Source organism: Pseudactinotalea terrae, from assembly GCF_009733845.1.
GTDB classification, from domain to species: Bacteria; Actinomycetota; Actinomycetes; order Actinomycetales; family Beutenbergiaceae; genus Pseudactinotalea; species Pseudactinotalea terrae.
The window spans coordinates 758,247-777,035 of record NZ_WNXZ01000001.1 but is presented as its reverse complement, the minus strand read 5'-3'; the positions used below and the strand labels follow the sequence as shown (position 1 = coordinate 777,035).

Genomic DNA, 18,789 nt, shown 5'->3' with positions numbered 1-18,789 from the left:
CCAAGGTGGTGCGTCATGAGCGACGGCGCCGACCGCGAGATCCTCGAGCAGCTGCGCGAGCTGCGGGCGGCGGACCCGCCCACGCACGGCGGTCGGGTGCTGTCCTACGTCTACGACAGCGGGCGCTCCGACCTGGACGTCCTGGCGCGGGAGGCGGCGGCGCTGTTCCAGCCGGTCAACGGTCTGGACCCGACCACGTTCACCTCGGTCGCGGTGCTGGAGCGCGACCTGGTCCGGTTCGTCCGCGGCGCCCTGCACGGCGACGAGGACGTCGTCGGCTCGGTGACCTCGGGCGGGACGGAATCGTGCCTGCTGGCGGTCAAGTCCGCCCGCGACCGCTCGGGCGCCGCCCGCGCTGGGTTGGTGATGCCGACGACGGCGCACCCCGCCTTCCGGAAGGCGGCCGCCTACCTGGGGCTCGACCTTCTCGAGGTCCCGGTCGAGCCCGGCGGCGCGGTCGACGCCGCGCGGTTCCTCGCGGTCGTCGACGAGCACCGCGAGGACCTGGCGCTGGCGGTCGTCAGCGCGCCGAGCTATCCGACCGGGACGCTCGACCCGATCGAGGCGATCGCCGCGGGCTGCGCGGAACGGGGCGTCGACCTGCACGTCGATGCCTGCGTCGGGGGACTCGTGCTGCCGTGGTGGCCGGACGCCCCGCCGCCCTGGGACTTCAGGCTTCCCGGTGTGACGTCGATCTCGGCAGACCTGCACAAGTACGGGTACACGCCCAAGGGTGCGTCGGTGGTGCTCTACCGGGGTCGGGAGCGCCACCTGGCGCAGTACTTCGCGACGTCGTCGTGGCCCGGCTACCCGGTCGTGAACCCAACCGTGCTCGGGAGCCGGTCCGCGACAGCTTTGGCCGCGGCGTGGGCCCTCACGAGGGCGCTGGGGCACGACGGCTACGCGGAGCTGGTGCGTCGCACCGCCGAGGCCACCACGAGGCTGCGCAGCGTGGTCGAGAGGATCGAGGGGCTCTCGGTGCTCGGCACCCCCACCGGACCGCTGCTCGCACTGACCTCGAGCGGCGAGGGCGGCGTGGATCCCTTCCTGCTGGTGGATGCCGTCCGCGCGCGCGGCTTCCTGCTGCAGGCGCAGCCGGCGTTCACGCAGCCCGACGGCAGCCTCCTGCCGCGCTCGGCGCACGCCACCCTCACCCCCGTGTCCCTCGACATCGTCGACGAGCTCGGCGGCGCGATCGCTGCGGCTGCCGATGAGGTCCGTGGGGTAGCACCACCACAACCCGACCTCGCACTGGTCGCCCAGGTGGCCGAGACCGGGTTGCCCGATCGGCTCGCCGGGGTGATGGCGACGCTCGAGTCGTTGCCGCGTGATCAATCTCCCACCCTCCTCGCCCGGCTCCTGGCCGCGGTGATCGACCCGGACGCCTCCGCCGTCGGGTAACCTCGGACCCGGCCACCACCACCTTTAAGCCCGTCCTGTGAGGCGGGGAAGGAGGAAGCCGGATGACTTCTGGCACCCCCGCGCGCTCGGGCACCGAACGCGTCGTCCTCGACTCGAGCGACATCTCCCGCGCGCTGACGCGCATCGCTCACGAGATCATCGAGCGCAACAACGGCTCGGCCGATGTCGTGCTGCTCGGGATCCCGACCCGTGGCGCCGACCTCGCGCGCCGCCTCGGTGAACGCGTGCTGCAGGCGGACGAGCGCACCGACCCGCTCGCCGACGTCGTCGGCAGCATCGACATCACGTTGCACCGCGACGACCTGCGCCGCCACCCGGTGCGCGCGATCGAGCCGACCACGATTCCGCCTGCTGGCGTCGACGACAAGATCGTCGTGCTGGTCGACGACGTGCTGTTCTCGGGCCGCACGGTCCGGGCTGCGCTCGACGCGGTCTCCGACGTGGGACGGCCGCGCGCGATCCAGCTCGCCGTGCTGGTGGACCGCGGCCACCGCGAGCTGCCGATCCGCCCCGACTACGTGGGCAAGAACCTGCCGACGGCCGCCGCCGAGCACGTGCGGGTCCGCCTGGCGGAGATCGACGGCGTCGACGAGGTCGCGATCGACCGCACCATCGGGGAGGACGTCTGATGCGCCACCTGCTCTCGGCCAAGGACCTCAGCCACGACGAGGCCGTGGCGATCCTCGACACCGCGGCGACCATGGCCGCCACCCAGCAGCGCGAGATCAAGAAGCTCCCGCCGTTGCGGGGCAAGACGATCGTCAATCTGTTCTTCGAGGACTCGACCCGGACCCGGATCTCGTTCGAGGCCGCCGCGAAGCGGCTCTCGGCGGATGTCATCAACTTCTCCGCCAAGGGATCCAGCGTCTCCAAGGGCGAGTCCCTCAAGGACACGGCGCAGACGCTGCAGGCGATGGGCGCCGACGGCGTGATCATCCGGCACGCCGCCTCGGGCGCCCCCTACCGGCTCGCCACCTCCGGCTGGATCGACGCACCGGTCATCAACGCCGGTGACGGCAAGCACCAGCACCCCACGCAGGCGCTGCTGGACGCGTACACGATGCGCCGCCATCTGCAGGGCGAGAACGCAGGAGGTGCCGACCTGTCCGGGTTCCGGGTGCTCGTGGTGGGCGACGTGCTGCACTCGCGGGTGGCGCGGTCCAACGTGGACCTGCTGCACACGCTCGGCGCCCACGTCACCCTGGTGAGCCCGCCCACGCTGCTGCCGGTCGGCGTCGACCGGTGGCCCTGCGCGGTGTCCTACGACCTGGACGGCGCGATCGCCCAGGGCGTGGACGCGATCATGATGCTGCGTGTGCAGCGGGAGCGGATGAGTGCGGCGGGCGGCGGGTTCTTCCCCTCGCCGCAGGAGTACTCCCGCAAGTTCGGTCTCGACCGCAACCGACTGGCCGCGCTCGGCCCGGACGCGCTGGTGATGCACCCGGGCCCGATGAACCGCGGCCTGGAGATCTCGGCGGAGGCGGCGGACTCGGCCCAGGCGGTGATCCTGGAGCAGGTCACCAACGGTGTCGCGGTCCGGATGGCCGTGCTCTACATGCTTCTCGGAGGGTCCGAGGGCGCGACAGGAGGGGCTGCCTGATGACGAGCACCACGCGCAACTACCTGATCCGCGGGGTCACGCTGCCCGACGGCACGAGCACGAGCCTGCTGCTGCGCGACGGCGTGATCGCCGCGCTCGGGGCCGACGCTGCCGACGGGTCGAGCGATGCCGTCGCCCTCGACGCGACCGGTCTGATCGCGCTGCCCGGCCTCGTCGACCTGCACACCCACCTGCGCGAGCCCGGGCGGGAGGACGCCGAGACCGTCTGGTCCGGCACCCGCGCAGCCGCACTGGGTGGCTTCACCTGCGTGCACGCGATGGCGAACACCATGCCGGTCTCCGACACCGCCGGGGTGGTCGAGCAGGTGTGGCGCCTGGGCCGCGACGCCGGTTGGGTCGACGTGCGCCCCGTGGGTGCCGTCACGGTCGGACTGGGGGGCGAGCGCCTCGCCGAGCTGGGCGCGATGGCCGACTCGGCCGCCGCCGTCCGGGTCTTCTCCGACGACGGCGTGTGCGTCGACGACCCGGTCCTCATGCGGCGGGCTCTCGAGTACGTCAAGGCCTTCGACGGCGTGATCGCCCAGCACGCGCAGGAGCCCCGCCTCACGACGGGCGCCGTGATGAACGAGGGTGAGGTCTCCGCCGAGCTCGGGCTCACCGGCTGGCCCGCGGTGGCGGAGGAGTCGATCATCGCGCGGGACGTGCTGCTCGCCGAGCACGTGGGCTCTCGCGTGCACATCTGCCACCTGTCGACCGCCGGCAGCGTGGACATCGTGCGCTGGGCCAAGGCCCGTGGCATCCAGGTCACCGCCGAGGTCACGCCACACCACCTGCTGCTGACCGACGAGACCGTGCGGGGCTACGACCCTCAGTTCAAGGTCAACCCGCCGCTGCGCACGGCTGCCGATGTGCTGGCGGTGCGGCAGGGCCTGGCCGACGGCACCATCGACATCGTCGCCACCGACCACGCGCCGCACCCCAGCGAGGACAAGGACTGCGAGTTCGACGCCGCCGCGTTCGGCATGACCGGGCTGGAGACCGCCCTCTCGGTTGTGATCGAGTCGATGGTGCTGGCCGACGACGTCGAGTTCGGCTGGGAAGACGTCGCACGCACGATGTCGGCCGCTCCCGCCGCGATCGGGCGCGTCGCGGACCAGGGGCGACCCCTCGCCGTCGGCGAGCCTGCGCACCTGACGCTGGTGGACCCGGATGCCCGCTGGCCTGTGGTCCCGCGCGCGCTGCGGACCGCGAGCGACAACACGCCCTTCGCGGGACGAGAGCTGCCGGGTCGGGTCGTCGCCACGTTCTACGGCGGCCGGGCCACGGTGCTGGCCGGCGAGCCGATCGAGGTGGGCGCATGAAGGTCGTCTGGATCGTCCTCGCCGTCGTCCTGGTCGGACTGCTCGTGTTCTCGTTGCTCCGCAAGACCGTGCTCGCGCCGGCACCGCAGGAGGGCCCGAACATCCCCGCGCTGCCCAAGATCCCCGCGGGCGGGGCCGACCACGGGCTCGAGGGGGAGTACGTCGTCACGAGCGTCAAGGGCGACTACGACCAGAAGGTGGTCGCCCGCGGCCTCGACAGGCGCGGGACCGCGATCGTGGTCGTACGGACCGACGGGGTGCTCATGGACCGCCGTCGCGCCACCAAGCTGTTCATCCCCACCGTCAAGCTCGACGGTGTGCGCACGACGTCCTCGCTCGTGATCATCCAGTGGACCCACGGCGGGTACGAGCTCGAGACCGGGATCCGGATGCGCAACGACGCAGAACGTGACCGGCTCGCACAACGCGTGACCGCTCTCATCGAGAACCAGGGAGTCTGATGACCACCACCGCACCCGAGACCGCACTGGTCGTCCTCGAGGACGGCTACGTGCTGCGTGGACGCGCCTACGGTGCGCGCGGAGCGACCGTGGGCGAGATCGTGTTCTCCACCGGCATGACCGGCTACCAGGAGACCCTCACCGACCCCTCCTACCACCGGCAGATCGTGGTCATGACGGCGCCGCACATCGGCAACACCGGCGTCAACGACGAGGACCCCGAGTCCCGGCAGATCTGGGTCGCAGGCTACGTGGTCCGCGACCCCGCGCGCCGGGCCTCCAGCTGGCGGTCCACGCGCGAGCTGGAGGACGAGCTCGCCGAGCAGGGCGTCGTCGGCATCTGCGACGTCGACACCCGAGCCCTCACCAAGCGCCTGCGCGATCGCGGCGCGATGCGAGCCGGCATCTTCTCCGGGGACGCGCTGCCCACCCTTCCTGGAGAGCACGGGGAGGCGGAGCTGCTCGAGAAGGTGCGCTCAGCGCCGTCGATGGTGGGAGCCGACCTCGCGCGCGAGGTGACCACCGCGTCCGCCTACGTGGTGCCGCCGGCAGGCCCGTTCGAGGGCAAGGCGCCCATCGCGACGGTGGCGGCGGTCGACCTCGGCATCAAGGCCATGACGCCGCAGCGGCTCGCCGAGCGCGGCGTCGAGGTGCACGTGCTGCCCTCCACCTCGACGATCGAGGACGTGCTGGCGGTCGAGCCGGACGGCGTGTTCTTCTCCAACGGACCGGGCGACCCCGAGGCCTCGGTGCACGAGGTGGCGCTGCTGCGGGAGGTGCTCGACCGCAAGATCCCGTACTTCGGGATCTGCTTCGGGAACCAGATCCTCGGCCGTGCGCTGGGACTCGGCACCTACAAGCTCACCTTCGGCCACCGCGGCATCAACCAGCCGGTCAAGGACCTGCTCACGGGCAAGGTGGAGATCACCTCCCAGAACCACGGGTTCGCCGTCGACGCTCCTATCGGAGACCCCGTCACGGCGCCTTTTGACGGCGGCCGCTACGGCCGCGTGGTCGTCTCGCACGTCGGCCTCAACGACGACGTGGTCGAGGGTCTGCGCTGCCTCGACATCCCCGCCTTCTCGGTCCAGTACCACCCCGAGGCCGCGGCCGGCCCGCACGACGCCGCGTACCTCTTCGACCGCTTCGTCGACCTGATCTCCGGAAAGAGCACCAGCTGATGCCCCGCCGCACCGATATCACCAGCGTCCTCGTCATCGGGTCCGGCCCGATCGTCATCGGGCAGGCCGCCGAGTTCGACTACTCCGGCACCCAGGCCTGCCGGGTGCTGCGCGAGGAGGGCATGCGCGTCATCCTCGTGAACTCCAACCCGGCGACGATCATGACGGACCCGGAGTTCGCCGACGCCACCTACGTCGAGCCGATCACGCCTGACGTCATCGAGTCGATCATCGCCAAGGAGCGGCCCGATGCGCTGCTGCCCACGCTGGGCGGCCAGACCGCGCTCAACGCCGCGATCGCGATGGACGAGCGCGGCGTGCTCGAGCGCTACGGCGTCGAGCTGATCGGCGCGAACATCGAGGCGATCAACCTCGCCGAGGACCGCGAGCAGTTCAAGGGCGTCGTCGAGCGCTGCGGCGCCGAGTCGGCCCGCTCGGCGATCTGCCACTCGATGGAGGACTGCCTGGGCGCTGTCGAGGAGCTCGGCTACCCGGTCGTGGTCCGGCCCTCGTTCACGATGGGCGGACTGGGTTCAGGCATCGCGTTCGACGAGGCCGAGCTGCGTCAGATCGCCGGTGCCGGGCTGCACTACTCGCCGACCACCGAGGTGCTGCTGGAGGAGTCGATCCTCGGCTGGAAGGAGTACGAGCTCGAGCTGATGCGCGACAAGGCCGACAACGTCGTGGTGGTCTGCTCGATCGAGAACGTCGACCCGGTCGGCGTGCACACCGGCGACTCGATCACCGTGGCGCCCGCGCTGACGCTGACCGACCGCGAGTACCAGAAGCTGCGCGACGTGGGCATCGCGGTCATCCGCGAGGTCGGCGTGGACACCGGCGGCTGCAACATCCAGTTCGCCATCCACCCCGAGACCGGGCGGGTCGTCGTCATCGAGATGAACCCGCGGGTCTCGCGCTCCTCGGCGCTGGCGTCGAAGGCCACCGGGTTCCCGATCGCGAAGATCGCCGCACGGCTCGCGATCGGATACACCCTCGACGAGATCCCCAACGACATCACGGGCTCCACCCCCGCGAGCTTCGAGCCCACGCTCGACTACGTCGTCGTCAAGGTGCCCCGGTTCGCGTTCGAGAAGTTCCCGGCCGCCGACGCGAGGCTGACGACGACGATGAAGAGCGTCGGTGAGGCGATGGCGCTCGGCCGGAACTTCACCGAGGCGCTGCAGAAGGCGCTGCGCTCGCTCGACACCGCCAGCAGCTCGTTCCACTGGCGCGGGAAGGCACCGGATGCCGAGACCACGGCAGCATTGCTCGAGTCGATCCGCACGCCCACCGAGCATCGGCTCCTCGACCTGCAGCAGGCGATCCGTGGCGGCGCCCGCCTCGAGGAGATCTTCGAGGCGACGGCGATCGACCCCTGGTTCCTCGACCAGCTGTTCCTGCTCCAGGAGGTCGCGGACCGCCTCCAGCAGGCGCCGACGCTCGACGTCGAGACGCTCCGGGTGGCCAAGCGCCACGGCTTCTCCGACGTGCAGATCGGCGAGATCCGTGGCGTGGGGGAGCAGACCGTGCTCGAGATGCGCCACGCCTACGGGCTGCGGCCGGTCTTCAAGACCGTGGACACCTGCGCGGCCGAGTTCGAGGCGCGCACGCCGTACCACTACTCCAGCTACGACTCCGAGACCGAGGTGCAGCCGCGCGATCGGCCCGCGGTGCTGATCCTGGGCTCCGGCCCGAACCGTATCGGGCAGGGCATCGAGTTCGACTACTCGTGCGTGCACGCGACACTCGCGCTGCGGGAGCAGTACGAGACCGTGATGGTCAACTGCAACCCCGAGACGGTCTCCACCGACTACGACACCGCGGACCGGCTGTACTTCGAGCCGCTGACGTTCGAGGACGTGTACGAGGTCTACCGCGCCGAGCTCGCGGTGGGTCCGGTCGCCGGTGTGATCGTGCAGCTCGGCGGTCAGACTCCGCTCTCGCTCGCCGACCGGCTCGCGTCCGCGGGCGTCCCGATCTGGGGCACGCCCCCCGAGGCGATCGACGCGGCCGAGGACCGCGGCCTGTTCGGTCAGGTGCTGATGAGCGCCGGGCTGCCCGCGCCCGCTTTCGGCACCGCGATCTCCCTGCCGCAGGCGCGCGAGGTCGCCGAGCGGGTGGGGTACCCGGTCCTGGTGCGGCCGAGCTATGTGCTCGGCGGCCGCGGCATGGAGATCGTGTACGACGACGCCCAGCTCGTCGACTACATCTCCCGCGCGAGCGGGCTCCCCGCCGGCGACGAAGGCGTGCACGCGGTGCTGCCGGCGCCGGTGCTGGTGGACCGATTCCTCGATCAGGCGATCGAGATCGACGTCGATGCCCTGTACGACGGCGAGGAGCTCTTCCTCGGTGGGGTCATGGAGCACATCGAGGAGGCCGGCATCCACTCCGGTGACTCGGCGTGCGTGCTGCCGCCGGTCACGATCTCCGACGCGATGGTCGCCCGCATCCGCGCCTCGACCGAGGCGATCGCCGCGGGCGTGGGGGTGCGCGGGCTCATCAACATCCAGTACGCGCTGTCCTCCGACGTGCTCTACGTGCTGGAGGCCAACCCGCGCGCGAGCCGCACCGTTCCGTTCGTGTCCAAGGCCACCGGTGTGCCGCTGGCCAAGGCGGCCGCGCTGCTGATGTCGGGGATGAGCATCGCCGACCTCAGGGCCGCCGGTCACCTGCCCGAGGCCGATGCCTCGACCTCCGACCCGGCCGCCCCGATCGCCGTCAAGGAGGCGGTGCTGCCGTTCAAGCGGTTCCGTACGCCGGCCGGCAGCGTGGTCGACACGGTGCTCGGTCCGGAGATGCGCTCCACGGGCGAGGTGATGGGCTACGACGTCGACTTCCCGCTCGCGTTCGCGAAGTCGCAGGCTGCCGCGTTCGGTGGGCTGCCGAGCAGCGGCACTGTGTTCGTCTCGGTCGCCGACCGCGACAAGCGCTCGGTGATCCTGCCGACCGCCCGCCTGGTCGAGCTCGGGTTCCGGATCATCGCGACGGCCGGCACGGCCAGCGTGCTGCGCCGGAACGGCATCCAGGCCGACGAGGTCCGCAAGGGGTACGAGGGCCGCGGACCGAACGGCGAGCCGACCGTCGTCGACCTCATCAACGCCGGCGAGATCGACATGGTCATCAACACCCCGGGGAGCAAGGGGGCGCGCGCGGACGGCTACGACATCCGCGCAGCGGTCACCGCAGCCGACCGTGCGATCGTCACGACCATGCAGCAGTTCAGCGCCGCGGTGCAGGCGATCGAGGCGGTGCGCCGCGGTCCCTTCGACGTGATCTCGCTGCAGGAGCACGACCGTGCCAGGGACTCCCGGCAGACCGAGCTGGCGGGCGTCGAGGCATGACCGCTGCCGTACCTTTCGGCACCCGGCTGGCCGACGCCATGGACGCGCAGGGGCCGCTGTGCGTGGGGATCGACCCGCACCCCGGGCTCGTGGCCGCGTGGGGGCTTCCCGACGGCGTCACAGGGCTTCGTGAGTTCGCCCTGCGCACACTGGAGGCCGTCGGCCCCTACGCGGCGGCCGTGAAGCCGCAGGCGGCGTTCTACGAGCGCTGGGGGAGTGCCGGGTTCGCGGTGCTCGAGGAGGTGATCGCCGCGAGCCGCGCCGCAGGTGTGCTCTGCATCGTCGATGCCAAGCGGGGTGACATCGGGTCGACGATGAACGGGTACGCCGACGCCTTCCTGGGGAAGGAGTCGCCGCTGGCCGGGGACTGCGTGACGCTGTCGCCGTTCCTCGGGTACGGCTCGCTCGCGCCGGCGATCGCGGAGGCGCGCGCGACCGGGCGCGGCGTGCTGGTGCTCGCGCTGACCTCGAACCCGGAGGGCGCCGAGGTGCAGCACGCGAGAACGGCCACGGGTGCCAGCGTGGCCGCGACGATCGCCGCGCACGCGGCCGCCGACAACGAGCCGGACCTCGCCGCCGGCGCACGGCTCGGCACGGTCGGCCTCGTCACGGGGGCCACGATCGGCGCGGCAGCGACCGAGGTCGGTGCCGATCTCGCGGCGGTCCGCGGTCCGCTGCTGGCGCCTGGGATCGGCGAGCAGGGTGGCCGCCCCGAGGATCTGCGGGCGACGTTCGGCGACGCTGTCGGCGCTGTGCTTGCCAGCGCGAGCAGGAGCGTGCTCCGTGCGGGCCCGGACGCCGGCGCCCTGCGCGAAGCGGCCAAGCGCCTCGCGGGGGACCTCGCCGCGGCTACCGGCCGCGGCTGAGGTTGCCGCACCGGCCGCGCATCGCTAGGTTGCCAGTCAAGCGTCCCCGACCCGAGGTGAGACCGTGGCCCTCCCCAACCTCACGCCCGAGCAGCGCGCCGCCGCGCTCGAGAAGGCTGCCGAAGCGCGCGCCGTCCGTGCGGAGGTCAAGAACCGACTCAAGTACTCGGGTGGCAAGCTCTCCGAGGTGATCGAGCAGGGCAAGACGGTGGATGCCATCGGCAAGCTCAAGGTGCTTTCGCTGCTGGAGTCGCTGCCCGGGGTCGGGCGCGTGACCGCGAAGGCGATCATGACCGAGATCGGCATCTCCGAGTCGCGGCGCGTCCGCGGCCTCGGCCCGCACCAGATCGCCAAGCTGGTCGAGCAGTTTGGCTGAGGCGGCCCACCCGAACCGACCCGCCGCACCAGCGCGACTGACCGTCCTGGCGGGACCCACCGCCGTCGGCAAGGGCACGGTGTCGGCCGACATCCGGGCGAGGTACCCCGAGATCTGGCTCTCGGTCTCGGCGACCACGCGCCCAGCACGCCCGGGCGAGATCGACGGCGTCCACTACCTGTTCTCCTCGCCCGAGGAGTTCGCGGAGATGGTGGCGCGCGGAGAGTTCCTCGAGCACGCCGTCGTGCACGGTCGGCACCACTACGGGACCCCTCGCGGGCCGGTCGAGGCCTGCTTGGCACAGGGCCGGCCGGCGCTGCTCGAGATCGACCTCCAGGGTGCGCGGCAGGTGCGTCAGACGATGCCCGAGGCACGGTTCGTGTTCCTCGCGCCGCCCACCTGGGAGGAGCTCGTGCGCCGGCTCGTGGGCCGCGGCACCGAGTCCGACGAGGAGCGCGAGCGCCGCCTCGCGACAGCCCAGATCGAGATGGCCGCGCAGTCGGAGTTCGACCACACGATCGTCAACGACGACGTGAGGCGCGCCACTGACGAGTTGGTCGCCCTGATCACGGGCGAATCCGGGTAGAATCGGTCCAGGCCACCTGGCTGAGACGTGCACGCGTGTGCCGCCGGCCGCCCCCACGACTGCGAGGTCACTGACATGTCCGGAACCGTTGCCGCCCCCGAGGGCATCACCGATCCGCCGATCGACACCCTTCTCGAGGCCGTCGACTCCAAGTACGCGCTCGTGATCTGGTCCGCCAAGCGCGCCCGCCAGATCAACTCCTACTACGCGCAGCTCAACGAGGGTCTGCTCGAGTACGTCGGCCCGCTCGTCGAGACCGAGCCGCAGGAGAAGCCGCTGTCGATCGCGATGCGGGAGATCAGCTCCGGTCTGCTGACCGTCGAGCCCGAAGAGGACTGAGCACCGAGCAGCAGGGGGAGTGGACGTGCGCGTCGTCCTCGGCGTCGCCGGCGGTATCGCCGCGTACAAGTCCGCCCTGCTGCTGCGCCTCCTGCGGGAGGCGGGCCACGAGGTGCGCGTGGTGCCGACGGCGGCCGCGCTGCAGTTCGTGGGCGCGCCCACCTGGGAGGCGCTCTCGGGTCAGCCCGTGACCACCTCGGTCTTCGAGGGCACCGACACGGTCGAGCACGTGCGCATCGGCCGGGAGGCCGACCTGGTGCTCGTGGCACCCGCCACGGCTGACCTGATGGCCCGCGCGGCCGGCGGGCTCGCGAACGACCTGCTGACCGCCACGCTGCTCACGGCGACCTGCCCGGTGCTGATGGCCCCGGCGATGCACACCGAGATGTGGTTGCACGCGGCCACGGTCGCCAACGTCGAGACCTTGCGCAGCCGCGGCATCCACGTGATGGATCCCGCCGACGGGCGTCTCACGGGCGCCGACAGCGGGCCGGGCCGGCTCCCGGAGCCCGGGGTGATCTTCGACGAGGCCCTGAGGCTGCTGGGCCAGGCAGCCAGTGGCAGCCCCGCCGGTCAGGGCGACCTCGGCGGTCGCTCGCTCGTGGTGAGCGCCGGGGGGACCCGCGAGCCGCTCGACCCGGTCCGGTTCCTCGGCAACAGGTCATCGGGGCGGCAGGGCATCGCGATCGCGGTCGAGGCGGCTGCTCGGGGCGCCGACGTCACGCTGGTGGCCGCGAACGTCGACGCAGCTCTGCTACCGCCCGGGGTCGAGGTGGTGGAGGTGGAGACCACCGCCGACCTGCAGGTCGCCATGCGCGCACGCGCGGACGCGGACGTCCTCATCATGGCCGCGGCCGTCGCCGACTACCGGCCGGCCACGGTCGCCGAGGCCAAGGTCAAGAAGTCCGGCGACGGTCTCAGCATCGACCTGGTCGAGAACCCCGACATCTTGGCCGGGCTGGCGCGCGAGGCACGCGCGGACCAGGTCGTCGTCGGCTTCGCGGCCGAGACCGGTGACGCCTCCGGTTCGGTGCTGGAGCACGGCCGCGCGAAGGCGCGCCGCAAGGGCGCCGCCCTGCTCGCCGTCAACGCGGTGGGAGAGGGTGCCGGCTTCGGAGACGTGCCGAACGCCGTCGTGATCCTCGACACGCAAGGCGAGGTGGTCGCCGAGGCCGGCGGCTCCAAGGCCGACGTGGCGCGGGGTCTGCTGGATGCCGTCGTCGCCGTTCTCGACTCCCGGGCACCGGTGGACGGGCCCAGCGGGCTGTCGGCGGCGGCGACTACGCTGCCCGGGTGAGTACGCGCCTCTTCACCTCCGAATCGGTCACCGAGGGTCACCCCGACAAGATCTGCGACAAGATCTCGGACTCGATCCTCGATGCCATGCTCGAGGACGATCGACACGCCCGGGTGGCGGTCGAGACGATGGTGACGACCGGCCTCGTCCACGTGGCCGGCGAGGTCACCACGGCGGGGTACGTCGAGATCCCGCGGATCGTGCGCGATGTCGTCACCGGCATCGGGTACACCTCGTCGCGAGTCGGTTTCGACGGTGACTCCTGCGGCGTCTCGATCTCGATCGGGCAGCAGTCCAGCGACATCGCGGCCGGCGTCGACAAGTCGCTCGAGTCGCGTGTCGGCTCTACGGCAGAGGACCCGCTCGACCTGCAGGGGGCCGGTGACCAGGGCCTGATGTTCGGCTACGCCACCGACGAGACCCCGCAGCTGATGCCGCTGCCGATCCTGCTCGCACATCGCCTGTCGGCGCGGCTCACCGAGGTGCGCAAGCAGGGAATCGTGCGCCACCTGCGGCCCGACGGCAAGACCCAGGTCACGATCGCCTACGAGGGCGATCGACCGGTCGGCGTGCACACGGTCGTGATGTCCGCCCAGCACGACGAGGGGGTCGATGTCGCGCGTGTGCTGGCGCCTGCGCTGCGCGCCGAGGTCATCGACCCCGTCCTCGAGGCCACGGCGCAGGAGGTCGGTCTCGACGTGAGCTCGCCGGACGTGATCCTCAACCCGACCGGCCTGTTCGTGACCGGTGGCCCCATGGGCGATGCCGGGCTGACCGGCCGCAAGATCATCGTCGACACCTACGGCGGCATGGCTCGGCACGGCGGCGGTGCGTTCAGCGGCAAGGACCCCTCGAAGGTGGACCGATCCGCGAGCTACGCGATGCGGTGGGTCGCCAAGAACGTGGTGGCGGCCGGCCTGGCACGGCGCTGCGAGGTGCAGGTGAGCTACGCGATCGGGCGGGCCCACCCGATCGCGGTGCACGTCGAGACGTTCGGCACCGAGACGGTGCCCACCGACGAGATCGCGCGTGCGATCGGCGCGGTGTTCGACCTTCGCCCGGCGGCGATCATCGCCGAGCTCGACCTGCTCCGCCCGATCTATGCCCAGACCTCGAACTACGGCCACTTCGGGCGCGAGCTGCCCGAGTTCACCTGGGAGCGGACCGACCGCGCTGACGCGTTGCGGGCAGCGGTGCGCTGACGCAACCGGTGTCCGAGCAGCCGAGCCTCCTCGACCCGCGTGCCGAGCCTGCACGGGTCAGCCCATGGGCGAGCGTCGCGCAGGTGCTCGTCGAGGTGCCGTTGCCGCACCTGGACCGGCCGTTCGACTACGGCGTGCCGGCGGACCTCGACGGCGAGGTCCGGGTCGGGGTGCGTGTGAAGGTCCGGTTCGCCGGCAAAGAGCGCGACGGCTGGGTTGTCGGCCGCAGCGCTGCCAGCACGCATCACGGTGATCTCGCGGCGATCCGGAAGGTGGTCTCCACGGTGCCGGTGCTGGCGCCGGAGGTGCTGCGCCTCGCGCGGACGGTGGCACAGACCTACGCCGGGACCACGACGGACGTGCTCCGGCTGGCGATCCCGCCGCGGCACGCCACCGCCGAGGCCGCGGTGCTCGGGACCGAGCACGAGGAGCGAGCCGAGCTCCACGAGGGCGTGTTCGCCGAGAGCGAACACGGCGGCGTGTGGGATGTGTATCCCGCTGGTCCGGCGTTCTTGAGAAGGCTCGCGGCGGGGGAGTCGCCACGCGCGGTCTGGTCGGCGCTGCCGGCGCCGAGCGGCGGTCCTGAGTGGCCGGCAGCGGTGACGGCAGCCGTGCGGGCGGTCCGAGCCTCCGGCAGGGGTGCGCTGGTGATCGTTCCGGACGCGCGGGACGTCACCCTGATGGCGGCTGCGCTCGAGGCGGAAACCGTCGAGCACGTCGTGCTGACCGCGGAGCAGGGGCGCTCGGCGCGGTACCGGAGGTTCCTGCTCGCGCTGCTGGGGCGGGTCGGGGTGGTGGTCGGGACGCGCTCGGCCGCGCTCGCGCCCGTGCAGAACCTGGGGCTGGTGGTCTGCTGGGACGACGGCGACGACCTGTACGCCGAGCCCAGGGCGCCGTACCCGCACGCCCGCGAGGTCCTCGTGGCCCGCGCCGAGCAGCAGGGAGCAGCGGCGCTCTTCGGAGGGTACGCGCGGACCCCGTCGGCCGAACAGCTGGTCGCCGACGGCTGGGCACGCTCGTTGGCCGCGCCGCGTGAGCGGGTGCGGGAACGGACACCGCGGGTGATCGTCCCATCGGAGGTCGATCTCGCCCGTGAGGGTGCGGCCGGTGCCGCACGGTTCCCCAGGCCGGCGTGGGAGCTGGTGCGGCGGGCGCTGGCGACCGGACCCGTGCTCGTGCAGGTCCCGCGCGCCGGCTATCTGCCCGTGGTGGCGTGCGCGCGGTGTCGCACGCCTGCTCGGTGCGTGCACTGCGCGGGTCCGCTCGGTCTCGGTTCGGGTGATGCGCCGCCGTCGTGCCGCTGGTGCGGGCGCCGGGCGATCGCCTGGAGCTGCGGGGAGTGCGGTGCCGATCAGGTGCGGGCGCTGCGCTACGGGTCCGGCCGCACGGCCGAGGAGCTGGGGCGGGCATTCCCCGGGACCCCGGTGACCTCCTCGGGCCGGGACGGCGGGGTGGTCGGCTCGGTCGATTCGAGACCCAGGCTGGTGGTCTCCACACCGGGGGCTGAGCCGCTGGCCGAGGGCGGTTACGCCGCCGCGGTCCTGCTCGACGGTGCGGTGATGGCCGCGCGGGACGACCTGGACGCCTCGGTGGAGGCGCTGCGCCGCTGGCTCAACGCCGCGGCCCTGGTGCGCCCCGACGGCGAGGTGATGCTCCTCGGCCAGCCGCCGGCGGCGCCGTCACAAGCGCTGCTGCGCTGGGACGCGGTCGGGTACGCACAGCGTGAGCTGAGCGAGCGTGCGGAGCTCAGGTTCCCGCCGTCGGCGAGGCTCGCGAGCCTGACAGGCGAGTGGTCCGCGGTGCGCGGCCTGCTGGCGCGCGTGTCGCTGCCGGCTTCGGCAGAGGTCCTCGGTCCGCAGCCCTACGTCGACGAGTCCGGCAACGAGCTCGCGCACGCGATCGTCCGCGTCCCGCGGGCCGAGGGGGCAGCGCTGTCGGCAGCGCTCAAGGCCGCCGCCGCCATCGGCAGCGCCCGCAAGGACCCTGCTGCCCGGACCCAGATCGATCCCTCCTCGCTCACCCCCTGACGCCACACGCTTCCCGGGCCGGTCCCACACGCCGAGCGCTCACAGCGTCCCGCGCGGTGCGCGCGGCCTAGGCGCGGAACCCGGCCGAGGTGCGTAGGAGGGTCGTGGGGGTGCCGGAGCCGGTGCTGAGGCGCTGGATCTCGACGCTCTTGCGATCGTGGTCCAGCAAGAAGCGGTAGCACCCCGAGTCGTTGACGCGGTCCACCACCTCGAGGTGTGGGTCGTCGGCATGCGGACCCACGAGGTCGTGGCGCTCGAGCACCGCTCGCACCACCGCGTCCAGACCGTCGGCGGCCAGGTCCGTACCCACGTACCAGGCCTCGCCCTCACCTGTGCGGTGCCGCGTGACGGCTGCCCGCCCGGCGTAGAAGTCCTCGTCGTAGGTGCCGACCACCTCCGCGCCCTCCGGCACGAGGACCTCGAAGACGAGTGACGCCGGTGTCGTCACCGAGGTGTCGTCAAGCTTCAGCGTCACCGGGTTGTGCTCACCGGGAGCAGCCGAGTCGGTCTCCTCGACGCGGACTCCGAAGAGGTCCCCGAACGGTCCGGGGGCATCCATCAGGAAAGCCCGCGCGCTCTCGTCTGCGCGACCCGCCCAGTAGGAGGTGATCACGGATCCACCGCGCTCGACGACGGCACGCAGCCGCTCGGTGATGTCGCCCTTGACGACATGCAGAGCGGGTGCGACTACCACGTCGTAGGCGCTCAGGTCGGCCGTGCACGGCACCACGTCGACGGCGGCGTTGGCGCGCCAGAGGGCACCGTAGTAGCCGAGCACCACGGCGAGATAGCTCACGTGGCGATTGAAGCCGTCGGTCATCTCCGCCGCCCACCAGGAGTCCCAGTCGAAGATCACCGCGGTACGGGCAGGAGTGCGAGCTCCGAGGACGGCATCACCCAGCTGCTGTAGCTGGTGCCCGAGGTCGGCGATCTCCTTGAAGGATCGGGTATCGGTGCGGCCGGCGTGATCGAGCACCGCGCCGTGGTACTTCTCGCAGGCGCCCCGCGACTGCCGCATCTGGAAGTAGAGGACCGCGTCCGCGCCGTGCGCGACTGCCTGCCACGACCAGAGTCCCAGCACACCAGGCCGCTTGACCGGGTTCACATCCCGGCTGGCAGTGATCGTCGGGGTCTGCTCCATGACCCAGAACGGTGCGCCATCCTTCAACCCACGCATGAGGTCGTGGCTGAAGGCCATCCGCACCTCCTGACGTTGTCCCGGCGGGTAGTTGTCCCAGCTGGCAAGGTCGAGGTGCGGTGCCCACCGGTGGTAGTCGATGGGGCGGAACGGGCCCATGAAGTTGGTCGTGACGGGAGTGAGGGGGTCGTGCCGTCTGATGCGTTCCTTCTCTGCGACGAAGTTGGCCAGCAGGGCGTCCGACATGAAGCGGCGGTAGTCGAGCGTGATGCCCTGGAACGCCGTGTGGTTCGGGCCGCGCCAGTGCTCGCTCAGGGCGTTGGGTGGGACCACCTGGTCCCAGTCGGTGAAGACGTGCGACCAGAACATCGTGTTCCAGGCCTCGTTGAGACCCTCGAGGTCGCCGTACCGATGCCGCAGCCAATCGCGGAACCCGACCGCACACCGCTCGCAGTAGCACGAGCCGTCAGGGCCGCCGTACTCGTTGGCGACGTGCCAGGCGGCCAGCCCCGGTGTGCCGCAGTACCGTTCGGCGATCCGATCGGCCAGCTCGGTGGAGAGCCGTTGGTAGACCGGCGAGCTGGGACAGTGGTTGTGACGTTGCCCGTACACGTGGCGGCGACCCTCGAAGTCGGTCCGGTTCACCTCCGGGTATCGATGAGACAGCCACGGCGGCATCGCGCCCGTGGGCGTCGCAAGAACGATCGATCGTCCGCCGTCGACCGCCCGCTGCACGATCGCGTCGAGGGTCGCGAAGTCGTAGGAGTTCTCCGACGGCTGGATGTGCGACCAGCCGAAGACGCCGATCGTCAGTGTGTCGATCGCGGCGAGGTCGAAGGCGTCGTAGTCCTCTTCCCACACCTCCGGGGGCCACTGCTCGGGGTTGTAGTCGCCGCCGTAGCGGATCCTCGGCGTGGTCACGGTGCTGCTTCCTGCCCTTCGTGGGTGAAGTGGTGCCGGACGTGGTCGATCACGGGCTGCTCGTGATGCAGCAACAATCGAGCGGCGGCGCCGCCCAGCACCAGCAGCACCGCCTCGTTGGTCAGCCACACCAGACCGACTGCGCAGATCGCCATGGCCAGGAGCGCCACCGTGGCACGGGGTACCCGGAAGAGCGTGTAGGCAGCGAGACGCCAGAGGTCGCGTGTGCGGAACGAGAACACCGACGCAAGCACGGTGACCCGGACGCCGATCAGCGTGGTGACACCTGCGATCCCGAGCAGCACTCCGGCATAGGCGCCACCGATGCCGGCCCCGTCCGCGTTCAGGACCGTGACCGCGATGACCGTCACGAGCAGCAGGCCCGGTGCCACTGCCCGCACGACGTCGAGGGCGTTTCGGCGCCACCCCCGCCAGAACGCGGACCACGGTGCGGGGTGCACGACCGTGCGCTCAGCGCGCCAGGCTGCGAGCGATGCCGACAGCGCCACAGCGACCGAGACGCCCAGCAACACGATCAGGCCGAGCGTGAGCCCGCTCGGCGGTAGCAGGACTGTCGCTGCTACCGCCGGCAGGCTGGCGATCGTGAAGCCGAGGCTGATCGCGCCGTAGCGCTGGAGCGAGACGGTGGCACGGCCGAGCGGGCCCCGGCTGAGCTCGCCGGGGAGCGGGTCGGTTCCGGTCACGATCGT

The 18,789-nt window shown here is 71.6% G+C and carries 16 protein-coding genes; 14 read left to right on the top strand and 2 right to left on the bottom strand.

Features of this window, described 5'->3' with window-relative positions; translation table 11 throughout:
- Positions 1-15: 15 nt before the first annotated feature.
- The 14 genes from GPA03_RS03570 to GPA03_RS03505 all read left to right on the top strand — a co-directional run bounded on the left by GPA03_RS03570 (position 16) and on the right by GPA03_RS03505 (position 16,020).
- On the top strand, positions 16-1,401 hold the full coding sequence (locus GPA03_RS03570) for a pyridoxal phosphate-dependent decarboxylase family protein (protein WP_156250599.1): 1,386 nt from the start codon (positions 16-18) through the stop codon (positions 1,399-1,401).
- 62 nt (positions 1,402-1,463) lie between these two features.
- Complete coding sequence (gene pyrR, locus GPA03_RS03565; protein ID WP_156250598.1) at positions 1,464-2,051, top strand: bifunctional pyr operon transcriptional regulator/uracil phosphoribosyltransferase PyrR; 588 nt, start codon at positions 1,464-1,466, stop codon at positions 2,049-2,051.
- Positions 2,051-3,022, top strand: a complete 972-nt coding sequence (locus GPA03_RS03560) for an aspartate carbamoyltransferase catalytic subunit (RefSeq protein ID WP_194239490.1) — start codon at positions 2,051-2,053, stop codon at positions 3,020-3,022. Before pyrR ends, GPA03_RS03560 begins: the two co-directional genes overlap by 1 nt.
- A complete protein-coding gene (locus GPA03_RS03555; RefSeq protein WP_156250596.1) occupies positions 3,022-4,344 on the top strand; it encodes a dihydroorotase in 1,323 nt (440 codons plus the stop codon). Before GPA03_RS03560 ends, GPA03_RS03555 begins: the two co-directional genes overlap by 1 nt.
- Positions 4,341-4,805: a PH-like domain-containing protein gene (locus GPA03_RS03550; protein ID WP_156250595.1), complete on the top strand. Its 465-nt coding sequence runs from the start codon at positions 4,341-4,343 to the stop codon at positions 4,803-4,805. The genes GPA03_RS03555 and GPA03_RS03550 overlap by 4 nt, the downstream gene beginning before the upstream one ends.
- A complete protein-coding gene (carA, locus tag GPA03_RS03545) occupies positions 4,805-5,986 on the top strand; it encodes a glutamine-hydrolyzing carbamoyl-phosphate synthase small subunit (protein ID WP_156250594.1) in 1,182 nt (393 codons plus the stop codon). The genes GPA03_RS03550 and carA overlap by 1 nt, the downstream gene beginning before the upstream one ends.
- A complete protein-coding gene (gene carB / locus GPA03_RS03540; RefSeq protein WP_156250593.1) occupies positions 5,986-9,327 on the top strand; it encodes a carbamoyl-phosphate synthase large subunit in 3,342 nt (1,113 codons plus the stop codon). Before carA ends, carB begins: the two co-directional genes overlap by 1 nt.
- On the top strand, positions 9,324-10,193 hold the full coding sequence (pyrF, locus tag GPA03_RS03535; RefSeq protein ID WP_156250592.1) for an orotidine-5'-phosphate decarboxylase: 870 nt from the start codon (positions 9,324-9,326) through the stop codon (positions 10,191-10,193). The genes carB and pyrF overlap by 4 nt, the downstream gene beginning before the upstream one ends.
- Before the next feature lie 64 nt (positions 10,194-10,257).
- Entirely contained in the window at positions 10,258-10,569 is a 312-nt protein-coding gene (gene mihF / locus GPA03_RS03530; RefSeq protein WP_156250591.1) for an integration host factor, actinobacterial type, read from the top strand.
- Positions 10,562-11,155 (top strand): guanylate kinase, encoded by a 594-nt coding sequence (gene gmk / locus GPA03_RS03525; RefSeq protein WP_156250590.1) that lies wholly within the window; start codon positions 10,562-10,564, stop codon positions 11,153-11,155. The genes mihF and gmk overlap by 8 nt, the downstream gene beginning before the upstream one ends.
- A gap of 75 nt (positions 11,156-11,230) precedes the next feature.
- Positions 11,231-11,494 (top strand): DNA-directed RNA polymerase subunit omega, encoded by a 264-nt coding sequence (gene rpoZ, locus GPA03_RS03520; protein WP_156250589.1) that lies wholly within the window; start codon positions 11,231-11,233, stop codon positions 11,492-11,494.
- Between the two features lie 25 nt (positions 11,495-11,519).
- Positions 11,520-12,791 carry a bifunctional phosphopantothenoylcysteine decarboxylase/phosphopantothenate--cysteine ligase CoaBC gene (gene coaBC / locus GPA03_RS03515; RefSeq protein ID WP_156250588.1) on the top strand — a complete coding sequence of 424 codons (1,272 nt, stop codon included), beginning with the start codon at positions 11,520-11,522 and terminating at the stop codon, positions 12,789-12,791.
- Complete coding sequence (metK, locus tag GPA03_RS03510) at positions 12,788-13,993, top strand: methionine adenosyltransferase (protein WP_156250587.1); 1,206 nt, start codon at positions 12,788-12,790, stop codon at positions 13,991-13,993. Before coaBC ends, metK begins: the two co-directional genes overlap by 4 nt.
- Positions 13,994-14,001: 8 nt before the next feature.
- On the top strand, positions 14,002-16,020 hold the full coding sequence (locus GPA03_RS03505) for a primosomal protein N' family DNA-binding protein (RefSeq protein ID WP_162458242.1): 2,019 nt from the start codon (positions 14,002-14,004) through the stop codon (positions 16,018-16,020).
- 67 nt (positions 16,021-16,087) lie between these two features.
- Here GPA03_RS03505 and GPA03_RS03500 read toward each other — a convergent pair whose 3' ends face one another.
- Positions 16,088-18,079: a beta-galactosidase gene (locus GPA03_RS03500; RefSeq protein WP_156250586.1), complete on the bottom strand. Its 1,992-nt coding sequence runs from the start codon at positions 18,077-18,079 to the stop codon at positions 16,088-16,090.
- Positions 18,076-18,783 (bottom strand): YesL family protein, encoded by a 708-nt coding sequence (locus GPA03_RS03495; RefSeq protein WP_156250585.1) that lies wholly within the window; start codon positions 18,781-18,783, stop codon positions 18,076-18,078. The genes GPA03_RS03500 and GPA03_RS03495 overlap by 4 nt, the downstream gene beginning before the upstream one ends.
- Between the last annotated feature and the right edge of the window lie 6 nt (positions 18,784-18,789).

Bases quoted from the DNA above. Each gene is read 5' to 3' on its own strand.
- GPA03_RS03570 (WP_156250599.1), top strand. From the start codon at position 16: ATGAGCGACGGCGCCGACCGCGAGATCCTCGAGCAGCTGCGCGAGCTG.
- pyrR (WP_156250598.1), top strand. From the start codon at position 1,464: ATGACTTCTGGCACCCCCGCGCGCTCGGGCACCGAACGCGTCGTCCTC.
- GPA03_RS03560 (WP_194239490.1), top strand. From the start codon at position 2,051: ATGCGCCACCTGCTCTCGGCCAAGGACCTCAGCCACGACGAGGCCGTG.
- GPA03_RS03555 (WP_156250596.1), top strand. From the start codon at position 3,022: ATGACGAGCACCACGCGCAACTACCTGATCCGCGGGGTCACGCTGCCC.
- GPA03_RS03550 (WP_156250595.1), top strand. From the start codon at position 4,341: ATGAAGGTCGTCTGGATCGTCCTCGCCGTCGTCCTGGTCGGACTGCTC.
- carA (WP_156250594.1), top strand. From the start codon at position 4,805: ATGACCACCACCGCACCCGAGACCGCACTGGTCGTCCTCGAGGACGGC.
- carB (WP_156250593.1), top strand. From the start codon at position 5,986: ATGCCCCGCCGCACCGATATCACCAGCGTCCTCGTCATCGGGTCCGGC.
- pyrF (WP_156250592.1), top strand. From the start codon at position 9,324: ATGACCGCTGCCGTACCTTTCGGCACCCGGCTGGCCGACGCCATGGAC.
- rpoZ (WP_156250589.1), top strand. From the start codon at position 11,231: ATGTCCGGAACCGTTGCCGCCCCCGAGGGCATCACCGATCCGCCGATC.